Below are 14,229 nucleotides of genomic sequence, written 5' to 3' on the forward strand. Positions count from 1 at the left end.
ATGGGAGACCTCTCACATAGCGATGAGTTGTCTCGTTCCTCCCGCGCCCAGCGCGGCGAGCCCCGTCCGAGTCCGTCCCTCGTCCCGCGAGACCACAAAGGGTCTTCGAGCGGTCTGGCATCTGCCTGGATCGGCGGCGCAATCCGTGCGCCGCCTTGATTCCCACGGTACGCGACAGCACTACGTTCGCAACACTGAATCCGCGCGCACAGTGTGATTCCAGCACGACCTACGAGCGCAGAGAGTGGTCTTGTTCTGGTCTGCAGCTGAGCCCTGGACGGGCCATGGCCTTTCCGGGGTCTCCTACAGGGCGCTACGGCGCTCCTTCGAAGACCATCAACAGGCCAGAAGAGAACGCCGGGGCGGATCGTGGTTCGCGGGCCTGAATGCGGACTCGTTGGGCTCCAGGCTCAGCACTAAATCGATCTCTATCTGCAGATGCCTTACCGCAGATTGGGGGCACCGCCTCGGAGCGGTGCCGCCTCGGTCACCCGTAGCGGGCGCAACTTACGCGAGGACCACATACGATCGCCAGGATCATGTGCCGACCGGGCGTGGTCCAGCCCGCCCGGCCCTGCCGTCGACGACGTGTCTGCACTCGGCTTGAGGTGTTCCAGCGCCGCCGCCAGATCTGGAACTGCTGCCCCGCGCCCCCTTTGGGCAAGTGCGGGCACACGGCCCAAGTCGAAGCACATAGCCGGGAGCCGCCCGCGCAAGAATGTCGGACGCCGTCCGCATACTGCGGACGAGCACGTTCCCCGGCTGAGGAGGAGATGCCGTGGATTTGCGGCCGACCCACCGCGGCTACGCGTACCAGGACGCGTTAACAGCGATCTACCTTGTCGACGTCGCCCTCGGCGAGGCAGACGAGGTGGTCGTTGACACCAAGCTGTTCAACGGCGACCGGTTCGACGACGTGACGCGCAGGAGCCGCGATGGATCCCGGAAGCGGATCCAGATCAAGCACTCCGTCGAGGAGCGCGCGCTGACCGTCGAGACCTTCACCACCGAGCGGCGAAGCCTGCGCGTGGACTTACTGTTCGCCTCTCTCGACCAGGACTTACGGGACTATCCGGGGACCGAGTACCGACTTGTCTTGACCGACGTCGAGCCAGAAGCTTCTGACTTGACCGCGGTGTTCACGCCTGTCTCCCCCCGCGACGACCCGGGTCCCGCCTTCTCTGGCGTGCCCAGTACACGGATGAAGTTCGACCCCGACGCACTGCTCCATCACCCCCGCTGGAGCAAGAAGCTGGCCACCACGAGCGAGGACCTAGTGCGGCGCGCGTGCGCACAGCTGGTCGTGGACGTAAACATGCCGGGGATCTCGCTGGACATCCACTCCCCCGGGCCGGTCGAGGCGGTGCTGCTGCGCCGCGTCTCCGCCGAACTCGGCGCGGGCCGACCTCCGAACCGCGATGTGTCCCCTACCGAGGTCGCGCTGTCGCTCATCGAGGCAGCGAAGGCGGCGCGCAGCGGACCCGGCGCCGTCACCTTGACCTCACTGACGCCACGAATGGGGTTGGTCGTCGACTTCGGCGCCGTCCAAGAAGGAAATCCGGTCGACCCGGCCGTTGCGATCATTCGCCCGGACGTACTCTCCGACCTCGCGGAGGCTGCGAATGACATCTCCGATGAAGGCGGAGCGCTGTTGCTCACCGGCGAACCGGGGGCCGGCAAATCGTGGTTGTGCGAACAAGTGGCCGATCAACTCCGCCCAGAGTGGATCGTGGCGCGGCACCACTGCTGGCTGGGGTCGGAGGACATCGAGCGCGACACCCGTGTCCTCACCGAGGTCGTCATCGGCAGCCTGCTCCAGCAGTTGGAGGCCGTCTGCCCCGCTGCCTTCAGAAGCATCCGGCCCCGGTACGCGGCTACGAGTGACGCGCTCAGCGCAGCGCTCAAAGGTGTCCGGAGGTCACTTGCGGATCGTCCGATCCTGCTGATCGTCGACGGACTTGACCATGTCACCCGCGTGCTCGGCCAAGTCACTGGTTCCGCGTTCCGCGTCTCGACCAACCCGGCGCGTGCTCTCGTTGACGAGCTGGCCACGGTGGATCTCCCGGCGAACGTCGTCCTGCTGATCGCCAGCCAGCCCGGGGACCACCTGGCCTCGCTCGCCGGCCAGTCGATCATCGCCTCGCCGTTGACGCGCGAAGACGTCCTCGCGCTTGCGGATCGGCACGGCGTCCTGCCATCGGATCGTCACGAGCAAACCGAAACGGTTGTCGATTTGATCCACACTCGTTCGCGGGGAAACGCGCTGTACGCGACTTATCTGTGTCGCGAGGCAGAAGGGCCGGATCCCCTCGGCCGGCTGCGAGCCGTGCCCGAGTCGGCGAACGACCTCGATTCCTACTACCGATACCTCTTCGACGGGCTCACCGCCGAGCCGAGGATGGCCGTGAGCCTGCTGGCCGTCTGCGACTTCGCAGTTACGGCCCAGGAACTGCAGGAGATCTTCCCACTCGCGCCGATTCACGCCGCCCTGAGCACGGTCGCACCCATCGTCTCGCGGCAACCAGGCATTGGCGGTCTCAAGGTCCACCATGAAAGTTTCAGCCGCTTCATCCGCAACGCGACTCCTGCCACCATGCTGATAGCGGCTCGCGAGTACGCCGCGGCATGGTTGGCGCGGCGGGGGTTCTTCACCGACGCGAGGGCCTTCCGCCACCTGCCTGAGCTGCTGGCGGAGCTTGGGCGCGACGATGAGCTCAAGGCCCTGGTTGAGGTCGACTTCGTGTCCCGGGCGATCGCTGGCTTCCAGCCGCCATCGGCTCTCACAGCCGTTCTGGGCACCGTGGCTCGACGGGCTGCCGCCTTGCTCGACTGGCCGTTACTCGTCCGGTGCGTCGAACTCCGGCGAGCCGTCGGTACGTACGACGACAACCTTCCCGACGGTGTCGCTGACTACGGCGACGTGCTTGTATCCCTTCTCGGCGCGGACACGATCGCCACCGGTCTGCTCTACGACGGCGAGCTGACCATGCCGGCTCGCTGGGGGTTGCTGTTGTGCGCGGCAGTCGACCGAGCAGGAGGGGCCGCGCCGTGGGAGGCCTATCTCGCTGGCTGGCAAGAACAACAGGACGGCAACGTCGTCTACGGCGAAGAAACCGACACCGACGTTTCCATCGCCGCCTTGCGGGGAGACCTCCGGATCGCTGTCCGGCGCTCCACCGAAGATGTGCAGGAGCGGACCCTTGCCGAACGTGTGGCAAGTGTTCTCGACGCCGAGGAATACAAGACACTTGACCGGGTGCTCACCGTGTTTTCCGATTGCGTGGGTTACGACGTCCTGCTCGAAGCGGCTCCCCTTGTCGAGAACCCGATCACCCGCGGGATGTTCCTGCTGCACCTCGCGGGTCTCTCGACGGATCCGGGCGTCGCCACCGAACTCGCCGTCCGAGCTTGGGCCGACGCGCCCGGTCTCCAACCTCAGCAGATGCTCCGGCGCGGTGTGCCGCTCGAAGACATCGTCAGCGAGCTGCTCGGGCCAGAAGCCGAGCAAACGCTCGAAGCCGCAACTTCCGACGTCCTCAACGATCGGCACCCGGCCAGGGCGGTCGCAATTGGGCACTGGCTGGATCTGCTGAGAGTCGCACAACACCACGATCACGGGCTCCCACAGAAATTGCTCCCCCGGCTTCACGGCGTCGGCTTCTACCGTGCATGGCTGCGTTTCACGATCGCGCTGCTCAGGTTGAACGAGGACGTGACTGCCGGCGCTGTCACTCCTCGGGCTGCCTCCGCTGCGGTCCGAGCGGCCCTTGAACAGCTCGCGATGGCCGCCGAGCCGTTCACGGGAAAGCCCAGAGCGTGCGACCTCTGGGATATCCGTCACCACGTCCACGACACCGTCCAGGCCGCCGTGGCACTGCTGTCCGGCGAAGACTTGGAGCCAGCCCTTCGTTCACTCGTGCACATCAGTGACCGCACGACCACGTCCCTGTCCGGCATGGCGACGACCGGCCCGCTCCACACCACGGATCTGCTGGCAATTCTCAGCAGGACAGTCGACCACTCCGGCGCCGCGACCGTCCACACCCTCATGCGGCGGCTGCGGGAGGAGCGTGGCGCCCTGAACGCGATCTACGGCCAGGAAGCAGAGTTCGAGCTCGAGATGGCGAGGATCAGCCTTGACGCAGGTGACGTCAGCGAGGCTCATTCGAGCTGGGAACGCGCCGCGCACCTACTCGCAGCCTACGGAAGCCACAAGGATCCGACGATCTACGAGCTGCTCGACCCCTTGCCGGAGCTCGCCACCGTCGATTCCCGACGCACGCGCAGCTGCCTTGCCCGCATCCAACCCTTCACCCACCTGGTCGCGGCGCGCACGGACGGCCGCGACACCTCCGGCACACCGCTCGCCTGGTGGCGCCGGCTCACCGCTGAGGACCCCCGGGCCGCCGCGAGCATGGCCGCCGACATCCTGCTCACCGAGCCCGGGTTACCGGACAGCCGTGCGGCCGCGGCCCACACCACCTTGCTCGACGAGCAGAGCGACACGGCGGACACGGTGGTACTCGCCGCATTGAGGATCGCAGCCGGCGCGGAGGGCCAGTACCTCCAGCGCGACACCGCCCTACTTGCCCGGCTGGCCGACCTGCCCGACGACGACCAGGCCCGCTCACGCGGCGCCCTACCCGTCATCGCGAACGTCGTCACCTCCACTTACAACGATCAGCAGCGCAGGTACACGCTGAACGCTGACCCTGCACCGACACGCGACCTCAACCAGCTCGCCACGCTCCTCGGCGGGGAAGGCGTGGCTCTCCCGCTCGACGTGCCGTCGCCCAAGAACCAGCTCAGCGGTCGGCGCCATGCTCGGTCCAAGATCGATGCGGTCCGCTCGTGGCAGCGCCCCTGCCTTCCCCCCGGTACCGCCGGTATCCCAGCCGCGCTGGGCGATCACGCGATGACGTCTCGCGAAAGCGGACCCGACTCACGTCGCCGGGCCCTCGATTCTTTGGTCGCCGCGCTCGGTTGGCGCCTGCTCGAGCTTGCCGCCGAGGGGCACGACGATGTTGTAGTCGCGCAACTGCATCGCATTTCCGAAGAAGTCGACCGGCTACGCGACAGCGCGGCCTTGACCGAGATCGCCGAGGGTCTCGCACTGCGCCGGGAGATCGCCCCGGAACGCTTCGACAGGCTCGCCGCCACCGCTTTCACCCTCGCCTTCACTCGTACGCCTGGCCGGGGTGGCTGGCTCACCTTTGCCGGACGCGGCCGGCTCGACCTGTGGGAACGCGCTCATGCTCTGGACGCTGAAACAGCATCCGCCGTACTCGCCGAGGAGGTAGTCGCAACCATTTCGGGTAAGGACCACTACACCGTCGGCGTCACGCAGGCACTCGTCGCCGCGTTCTCAGCGCAACGACCACATGTCTACAGGTCGGAACACGCTGATCCATTCTCCTGTTGGGATGCAGCATTCGACGTGATCGAGCACCGCCTACCGGGAGAAGTAGATCTCGGCACCAGCACGTACCGCCCCGAACCGGAGGCAGCCACCCAGGCTGACGTCGACTCCGCGCTCGCCACGTTGGCGCTGGCCACTGTTGCGTTGCCGGACCGCGGGGATCGGCGACGCGCACTGGTGGCCGCCGCAGTGCTCGGTACGAGACCGGAACTCCTGCAGGCAGCGGCGGACCGCGTGCTCGCCGCGCCCATCGGCGCCGGGCCGGTGACCTGGCTGCTCAAACTGCTGCGAGAGGAAGTCCGGCACGGACCGCTCACTGACGAGCTTGTCGCCAGGCTAACCGACTTGACCGGTGCAGAATTTCTGTCCGTTCGAACCGAAGCCGCCTCGATTCTGGCCGACGCCGGTCACACGCCGCCCCCAGTTCCGGCGACAGCCGCCCATCCTCGTTTAATCGAGGCTCTGACCGACACAGGAACTGGACCGTTGTCATGACCACCGACCACGAGGACTTCGCCGAATACCTCGTCCAGGAGCACCTGGCACATCTTCTCGCGGATGCTCCGGTGCTTCGGCGGGCGACAGTCGAACTTACCGCGGCAGCCTTGGCTGAATTCGCCGATGACCTCTTGAGCGAGCAACTCGACCACCTCCGCGGTCCGGGAAGCCAACGCATCCCGGATGCGTACCTCGCCTGCGAAGCCGCAGTCAACGATTCCCTCCAGCATGCCGCCGCCGGCCTCCGCTCAGCGATGGCACAAACCAGCACGCTGACGGACCCGCACGACTTCGAACGGGCTTGGACCGACTTCCTGTCCGACGACGACCACCTGTCCGTTCGCGCGGAGCATGCCCGAGTACCGCGACCCGCGACCCGACCTGATGCGCTGACATGGTCACTAACATCGGCGCCCTGGTTCTCCGAACGTGACACCGACGACGCATGGCCACCCCCCGGCATCAAGTCCGTCACGCGCCTCAGGAGCCTCCCGGGCGATCCACCTCCGTTCGCTGAAGTCTCCGACGGCCCGCACGCCGGTTGGCTCCAAATCGGATTGGCCGAGGCACACCAAACGCCAGCTCGCAGCTACCCGGCGCAGCCCGGGCGCAAGGTCCTCATCATCGCCGGACTCGAGGTCGTCGACGCCGCACCACCGGCCGGATCGGCGCCGTTCACCGACGCTCCGTGGCAGCTGTGGACAGTGCCATGGGATGAGCTCGGGATAGGCGCCGAACAACAACTCCCACCCGGCGGGTTTCCCGCAGCTGCGGTTACGAACGGTGGCCGGAGCGCGCGCCGCGGCGGCAACAATGGGCTTGGCCTGCCCCTATTCCTCCTGGCACCAGCACCCTGCCTACTTCCCGTACTCGGCCTGCGCCCGACGTCGGAATCGTTCAGTGGTTTCAGCTTGAGCGACAGCGACGGGCCCGGGGTGGTGTGCCGCCAATGGCGAGAACACCTCGTCCACGACGGCAACTACGAGCCGCTCACGCCCGCGGTCGAGGGGTGTGATCTGATCCTGCGCCCAGACCTGCTGGTCAAGCTCCAGGAGCTCGCCGCCCCGCGTCGCTTGCAGGTCGGGGTCGACGTCTCCTTCCGTTCGATGTCGTCCGACCTAGATGCGGGCCAGGTCGACTAGGAGGGGAGGACTGGAACCTTGGATCGGCGCTGGGCGGGCCTGCGCTATCGCATCAGACGCTCCCATAGTCCGGCGGACCTCCTGGAACGACCAGAAGTCGCCGATGCCAGATCCAAACCAAGAAGCTTTGGGGTACCGAGCAACGCATCCGAACTACTGCGCGGTTGGATGCTTCAATGCGAACCCTCTCGAACTCGGGGTACCTACTCGACGACACTGCTTCGAACACGCACGAGGCGGGTCGTCGATGACCACGAATCCGAGGCGTGTGCTATCCGTGTCCGTGCCAGCCCGAGGTATGCGAGCTGCCCGGCTGAACCGTCCGAAGCGTTCTCATCAGCATCGACTGCGTCGGCTGTTCAGCTGGAACGGCTGGGGGCGAAGTGCGAAGGCGATCGCCACCATCGCGACGCTGGCAACCGGACTAGCGGCGGTCGGCGCGTTATACGTCACCAACCGAACCCTCGATGCCACCCGCCAGCAAATCGCGATCAGCGAACAAGGCCAGTACACCGACCGCTTCGGCAAAGCCGTCGAACAGCTCGGCTCAGACAAGATCGATATACGCCTCGGCGGCATCTACGCCCTCGAACGTCTGGCCAAGGACTCCGCACGGGACGCCAACACGATCACTCGGTTGCTCGGCGCCTACATCCGAGAGCACACATGCCCAACCGGGGCCCCAGCACCAGCTGCGGGACCGCGATCGCATCCGCCAACCGATGTTTCTGCGGCCTTCACAGTGCTGTCTGTCCGCGACATCAGTCAGACAGCTCCATGGGCTGACGCCACAGGCGCATGCTTGGAGCATCGCGACTTCGGAGCGAAGACCCTGAACAACCTTGACCTAGGCCGCGCCAAGCTAGCCAACACGAGCTTCGTCAGGACGCTTCTGCGCGGTGTACGACTGCAGGAGGCGGATCTAGGCGGGGCGGACCTGCAGGCTTCAACGTGGGTAGGTGTTCTGGCCAATCTTGCCCAGCTCCCGAGGGCGAGGCTCCAGGGTGCGGCATTGCGGAACAGCAGTTTTGCCGGTGCGAACCTCCTAGAAGCGCGACTCGACAATGTGTCGAGCGATGGCGGTCGTCCGGATGACGGCACACCATACGCAGACGCGACAGTGCCGGCGCCTGCCATCTCGATCGGACCTAACTTCACCTCGGCCGATCTCACCCGCGCTTCGTTCACAGCCTCACGCATCCCCCATGCGACTTTCCTCTTTGCGGCCCTTGAGGGTGCCGACTTCAGTCGAAGCGACCTGCGGCAAGCCGACTTTAGCCCGCCGCCCAAACCACTCCCCGCCGAACAGGTGCGGTTCGACTACGCCGATCTGTCCGGCGCGACCCTCGCCGGACGCGATATGAGGCGCATGAGTCTCGTCGGCGCGAACCTATCCAACGCCGACTTACGGGATGTCGACCTACGTGGCGTAGACCTGAGTAGCACGAACCTGGCAGGTGCCAATCTCGACGGTGCGAAGCGGTGACCATGCGCCGACGCCCGGTGTCTTGCCTGAATGCAGTAGCGACGCTGCTGGACGAGACGTGTGACTCAGGCTCCGGCGAGCCAGCATCGCCACGCAACGGGATCTGTTCCGGCCTCGAGCGGGATCCCGAGCTGGGCCAGCGCTCCGGGATAGCACTTCTCGTAGATGGCGTTGATGGCGGTGGCGTACTCTGCACGGTGCAGCAACCACGCCGCGGGAAGGCGGCGAAACCGCAGCGTCTCGCCCCGATCACCGGTCAGCTCTCCGGCGATAACCCCACGGCGCAGCAACCCGATGACGAGTTCGGTGCGGTCTCGCATACGCCGCTCGAACGACTGGATCTTGGCGCCGTCATCGGGGTCCATGTTGAGGAGGTCAATGATTCCGGACGACGGCCGGATTGCTTGGACCTTGATCGCGGCGGCAAGCCAGGGCAGGCCGAGCATCCGCGCGGTGTGGACGCGGTGGTTGCCGTCGGAGCCGACGTGATAGAGCGGGCCAGTCCAGCCTGGCGCCATCATCAGGTCGATCTTGGGTGAGAAGAACTTAGCAGTGAAGGTGTCCAGATCCTCCGCATCAAGCAGCCCGCTAGCGATGTCCACGGGTATTTCGTCCCGGTGCCCGCCGAAGTCGCCCCACACCGGGTGGCGGGTGCCGACCACCAGCCGAGTCGGCACCCACATCACCGTGCTGGCGAAGCCGAGATGATCGCGGTTGGAGCCGGGTGCGATCGCGGTGAGCGCCTTGTTGTGAAGCAAGCGCTGGGTGTCGGTAGCGTTCAGTTCGTTGGCGCGCTCCGCGAGAAACCCCTCGATATCTTGACCGCGGCGGTGAAGCGCGTCACGGGCTTGCTGGACCGCGGTCACGTGCTCGACATAGATCGCGTCGCGACGAACCAGGAGTTCCGGCACGGTAGGGCCTTCGGGAGAGCGGTCCGCATTCACAACATTCGACACCAGCGGGCGCCGCGACGCCGGCGGGTCGAACATGATGTTCGGCGGGCGGTCGTGGAAGAACCACAACAGCGTGTGGGCCGCCGACGCGGCGGTCGCGGCACTCCCCCAGAACTTCCATGGGCCGGCGTCGGTGACCTCTGAGGTCGTGGCGACGAAGCCGCCATGCTCGTCGACGTCGATCGTCCACGCCGGTGCATCGGGCTCGGAAGCCCAGTGCATTGAGTCGAGATCGGCGTCGACCAGGGCAGCCCGATGAAGGACGGACTGCATCCAGATCTCTTCGATCGAGGCATGAGCTGCCAGCGCGAGCCCGTCCAATGCCTTTGCCTCGCACATCAGCTCATACGTCGCGTTGATCTGTGATCGAAGGACCCGCGCCTCTTCGGTGATGGCCGAGACATCGAACGAGATACGCTCGGACTCGAGCAGGGTCACGATCCGATGCGCGTGGTCGGACGCGTCCAGCAGTGCCTGCCACAGGTAGCTCCAGTCCACCTCGTCGTCGGCGTGCTCGTCTCGACTTGGACTCCGTGAGCCGACATCGTGAACACCTTCAGCGAGACGGTGACCGACGGTCGCACGCTCCTCATCCTCCAGCAGCCGTGCCAGCGCGAGGACCAGTCGCCCGAGCGCGGTCACCGGACACCGGCCGACGCACTCGCCATCTCAGAGAGTTCGCCTGAGACCACGCCACGCAGGAGAGCCAACGGCGAACCGGCGAGTCGATCCACCGAGCACTCGCCCGCCGTCACTGGTGGAGACTGTCGATCTCGTCGTGCTCGGCCCCGACCGGAAGCGGCAGGGCAGACTCGGCCTCAATCGGATCCGGGTACATGACGGCCGACACCGCGGCATCGTAGGCCTGCTCAAGGTCGGCTCCGCTCGTGCCGAGCACGCTCTCCCAGTCGAATCCCATGGCAGGGACTCTATCCGTACTCATCCAGGATCCGGGCGACACGGGCGTTCACCTCATCCGCACGGACGAGGATCGCGGCTTCCTCCTCAGCGGTAATACAGCATTCCTGGTCAGCGGGCTCACACGCGACACGACGAATCGGCGCATCAGTCTTCTCGGCCAGAGTGGCCATCGCCTGCACCAAGGCCGGACAGCGAGGACGGGTGCAACGACTTGTACCGGTCGACGTAGCCCCACTGGTCGATCGCCGGCAGCAGATTCGACTGCTCAGACCAGGCCGACCAGTCCGGGCTCGGATCGACGAACTCGTAACGGTGACGCTCCCCCGCGGGTGGGTTCCGGCGGTGCCCCAGCTCTCGGAGCGCCGCCGGCGACCAGCCGTTGTTCGTGCCGATGATGTCCAGCCACGACCACACAGCACACGCCGGGCACGACGCTTCCTCGTCGGTCCGCCCAATGTCCGGGCGCAGCTCGCTCAGCCGTCGCGCTGTGAGACCGCGGGCCTGGCTGCGGCTGAGTCCTAAGCCGCCCTGGTCCGGCGGAGCCAGCAGGACTGCGGCGAACAACAATCTTCGCAACCGCAACCGCGCGATCCATCTGGTGTCCGGATCGTTGACCCGGCTTGTGCATCCGTGCACAACCCGCTCCAGCGCGGTCACGTCATTCCGTAAGGCAGGCGGCCAGGTGGGCGCGGCCATCGCCGGGGACCTCAGCGCGCTGAGCAGCTTTTGTGACGGCGCGGCCTGCCGGGCGAACATCTCAAGCACACAGCCTCGTCCCGGACGTCGACTGGGTTGCCGGTGACCTCGCACCAGTCGAGCCACAGATCAGGCAGCGCCGCGTCAGTCATCGTTCCAGCCTGCCAGTTCGGTCAGTGGGCCCTGATTCTGCCAAAGTCACCCTGCCCGCCGACTCGAACTCTGCTGCGCCCCTGGCCGGTCCGAGACACTGCCGTCGAACACCTCCTCGACTATGACAACCCCAGAAGGTCGCCATTCATCGGGCGATCGTGGGCTCCACGTCTTCCGCAGCCGCCCAACCCCGCAGTGGTGCTGGTATCGAAGTCCCGGCCCAACCGATCGGGCTACACGCACCCCGATCGGTCGGGACAGCACCTCAGTCGAGCACTAGCCGAGTGTTGATCAGGCTCGAACTGGCAGGCTTCGGCGCTTCGTAGGCGATGCGCTCGACCAGGCGACCGCAGAACGCGGGAACGCTGATCGTGATCCGGTCGGGTCGCGATGTATCAACTGCGTACGCGTCGATCCCAGGTATCACGACCAGCCTACGGTCATCGACAGTCGTGGGTCTCGGAAGTCCGTATTCGTGATGGAGCGAGCATCGGAACCTGTAGATGTACCGGGCGTCATCCTCGCTAACGCCATGGTCTGTAAGTAGGCCCTTAAATCGGCTCCCGACCTCTCCGCCGGTGCCGGACAAGTTATCCAACACGATCATACCGAGCACCAGTCCAATCCAAGAATCGTTGCCGTCGCCTGCATCGGTAGCCGGGTCTCGGTCGTTAGCGCTCCGCATGTCTCGAAGCGCCAAAATGAGACTGCTGTAGGTATGCGTTCCGTTGAGGTGGCACGACAGCATCGGACCAGTCTCGCCCTCGCACCCCTTGTCCAACTCGGTTGTCATCCGGCCACGGTAAGCCGCGCCAGACTGTGACGGAACTCGTTAGCTCTACGCAGACGCGCGCACACGGGTCACGAGCACAAGGTCCGTGATGGCGCCGAGACGGTTCCGCGGGCGGCCGTAATCGTCGGGCTCGCGCTTGGAGAGTTTCACGGCGCGTGCCCATGTGCGCAGCGTGTTCGCGGCCGAGCAGCTTCTGCAACGCACGGCGACTGCCGCGGCTACCTCGACGTCCGGGCAGGCATCTCTGGCACCGGCCTCATCCGTGTCGCCCGCACCGCGTGGAGTCCGGCCACCAACGCCGCCGCCAGCGTCAGCAGGGCACACCACCTACACCAGGTCCTCATCGCCAACTTGCGCCCCCGGCAACAGCCGCAGCCGAATCACGACTGCCAGACCCAAGCATCCCACAGCACCGGCCCCATAGAACAACCCTGATCTGCCGCCACAGGCCATAGCAGCTGATCATTCACCCCTTTACCGCTTGACGGACACCCGCATCCGAGCATGCCGAGGTGGCGCTGGAGCAGGCTTCGCGTAGCATCATCTGCCGTCCTTCCAGTGGTTCGGTAGCTGCGAGATTGTTCGGCAGGGTTGTGCAGCCGGAGGCCGCGATTCCACGCGCTGACACCACCGCACGTCAGAGTCATCCTTGAGGAGCATCGTGACGACCCCCTCGCTGCAGATCGCCGTTGATCGATACGTTCGCGCGCTCGAGGTCTCGCAGCGACTCATCGCACTGCATCCGCGCACAGCAGGTGGTTCAGGTAACCACGCCGCGCTGGCTCCCGCCATTGCGTTGTCCACTATCGGGGCGTTCGAGGGCTTCTGCGAAGAGTTCCTGGCGAACCTGTTGCTGTTGAATGGCCACGGGTACGCCCACGTGGCCAAAGCTGTCGGAAAGATGAACAACCCCACACCTCGACAGTTCGCAACAGCTCTGACCGCTGAAGTCCCGAAGGTCAAGACCTCCGCTGGGAACGGCTACTCCCTCCAGGTCTGGAACATCCCTGGCGTCAACCAGCGACCAGCCACGGAAACGATCGGGTGGAGCGACATTCTGACCAGGGCTGACGGTTGGATGGAAGTTCGACACTGCCTGTCACACGGACTGGTGAGCGGTTGGCGCAGCGAGGTATGGCCCGCACCGTTGAAAGGCACAGGTGCCGTGGCCGCCCGCGACGTGCTTCGCGCCAAGGCAGGCGGCAAGCACTCGATGGGACTTACCGGTGCGCTCTCCTGCGCCCGCCTCTACTACTACCCGGCGCAACACCTGGCCAACCTGGTTGCGGGCTTCGTCGGCCAGCAGCTCAGCTGGGACAGTGCACCGGACTACGCACTCAAGAAGGCCGACTAGCGGATTGTTGGCCACCTGACCCACACCTCTTGGCCGCAAACCGTCATCGAACATGGCGCCGAGTCGCCAGCATGGTCGCCGACGGTACCCACGGGCCGTTCGTACTCCGGTTCACCCGTAACACCGCGCGCGAGCCCATGGCACCGTCCCGACGCCGGCGCGGTAACGCCCACCTCCGGCCCCGGGGCGGCCGTCGGCGATCTCGTCTCCGTCTCGCTGGGCGACCTCTGCACTGTGACGGGAGCGGTGCATCTGCATCGGCGATCGAGTCGGCTATTCCCCCAATCTGTGCATCCTTTGCTCCACGCCGGGTCTCGGATACGTGACACCGTTGCGCTCTTCGGTGACTATCCAGGCTGGATGCACCGCACGCCCCAAAACCCGTCTAACGTTCCACGGGTTCGAATCCCGGAAGGAACTTTCAACCAGTCCAGCAACCGGTTGTTGAGGGGAGACTCACCATGCGAAAATTGCTCGCCAGCGGCTTCACCATCTTCGCCGTGCTCGGGATCGGCATCAGCGCTCAGACCACCGCGAGCGCCACCACGCAGACCACACGCTGGCTTTGCGGGGCTGACACTGTTGACGTGCGCTACTCCGCAGGAGGCGCACCGACCGGCAGAATCGTCTACTACGGCCAGACCGTCGAACACGACTCGGGCGCCGGTACCTGGTGGCACATCACTTCGCCCTACAACGGCTATGTGCTCGGCCAGTACTTCTGTTGAAAGTTCGCTAATCAGGCCGCCGGTGACCGGCCTCCGGTAGCCGGCGGCCCGCAGCCCCGCCGGGACGCGGGAAGCCCGCTGACTTC

At 65.7% G+C, this 14,229-nt stretch carries 9 protein-coding genes; 5 read left to right on the forward strand and 4 right to left on the reverse strand.

The genetic code is table 11. From position 1 onward, the window contains the following. Positions 1–778 precede the first annotated feature (778 nt). The 3 genes from BS329_RS17880 to BS329_RS17890 all read left to right on the forward strand — a co-directional run bounded on the left by BS329_RS17880 (position 779) and on the right by BS329_RS17890 (position 8,545). Positions 779–5,914, forward strand: a complete 5,136-nt coding sequence (locus BS329_RS17880) for an ATP-binding protein (protein WP_076162191.1) — start codon at positions 779–781, stop codon at positions 5,912–5,914. Continuing rightward, a complete protein-coding gene (locus BS329_RS17885; protein WP_076162193.1) occupies positions 5,911–7,059 on the forward strand; it encodes a hypothetical protein in 1,149 nt (382 codons plus the stop codon). The genes BS329_RS17880 and BS329_RS17885 overlap by 4 nt, the downstream gene beginning before the upstream one ends. 247 nt (positions 7,060–7,306) lie before the next feature. After that, on the forward strand, positions 7,307–8,545 hold the full coding sequence (locus BS329_RS17890; protein ID WP_158075804.1) for a pentapeptide repeat-containing protein: 1,239 nt from the start codon (positions 7,307–7,309) through the stop codon (positions 8,543–8,545). 65 nt (positions 8,546–8,610) lie between these two features. Here the strand turns inward: BS329_RS17890 and BS329_RS17895 are convergent, their stop codons facing one another. From BS329_RS17895 to BS329_RS17905, 4 genes are all read right to left on the reverse strand, one after another. After that, positions 8,611–10,140 carry a hypothetical protein gene (locus BS329_RS17895; protein ID WP_076162197.1) on the reverse strand — a complete coding sequence of 510 codons (1,530 nt, stop codon included), beginning with the start codon at positions 10,138–10,140 and terminating at the stop codon, positions 8,611–8,613. A gap of 109 nt (positions 10,141–10,249) precedes the next feature. After that, a complete protein-coding gene (locus BS329_RS43890; protein WP_167480016.1) occupies positions 10,250–10,417 on the reverse strand; it encodes a hypothetical protein in 168 nt (55 codons plus the stop codon). 146 nt (positions 10,418–10,563) lie between these two features. Next, the gene (locus tag BS329_RS17900) at positions 10,564–11,184 is read right to left on the reverse strand and encodes a hypothetical protein (protein ID WP_076162199.1); all 621 of its coding nucleotides are present in this window, start codon (positions 11,182–11,184) and stop codon (positions 10,564–10,566) included. A gap of 349 nt (positions 11,185–11,533) precedes the next feature. Beyond that, complete coding sequence (locus tag BS329_RS17905; RefSeq protein WP_076162201.1) at positions 11,534–12,061, reverse strand: hypothetical protein; 528 nt, start codon at positions 12,059–12,061, stop codon at positions 11,534–11,536. A 661-nt stretch (positions 12,062–12,722) separates the two neighbouring features. Between BS329_RS17905 and BS329_RS17910 the strand changes: the two genes are divergently transcribed. Next, entirely contained in the window at positions 12,723–13,415 is a 693-nt protein-coding gene (locus BS329_RS17910; protein WP_084749892.1) for a hypothetical protein, read from the forward strand. A 461-nt stretch (positions 13,416–13,876) separates the two neighbouring features. Further along, positions 13,877–14,143: a hypothetical protein gene (locus tag BS329_RS17915; protein ID WP_076162203.1), complete on the forward strand. Its 267-nt coding sequence runs from the start codon at positions 13,877–13,879 to the stop codon at positions 14,141–14,143. Positions 14,144–14,229: the final 86 nt, after the last annotated feature.

Origin of the sequence: Amycolatopsis coloradensis, assembly GCF_001953865.1 — a bacterium.
Lineage (GTDB): Bacteria > Actinomycetota > Actinomycetes > Mycobacteriales > Pseudonocardiaceae > Amycolatopsis > Amycolatopsis coloradensis.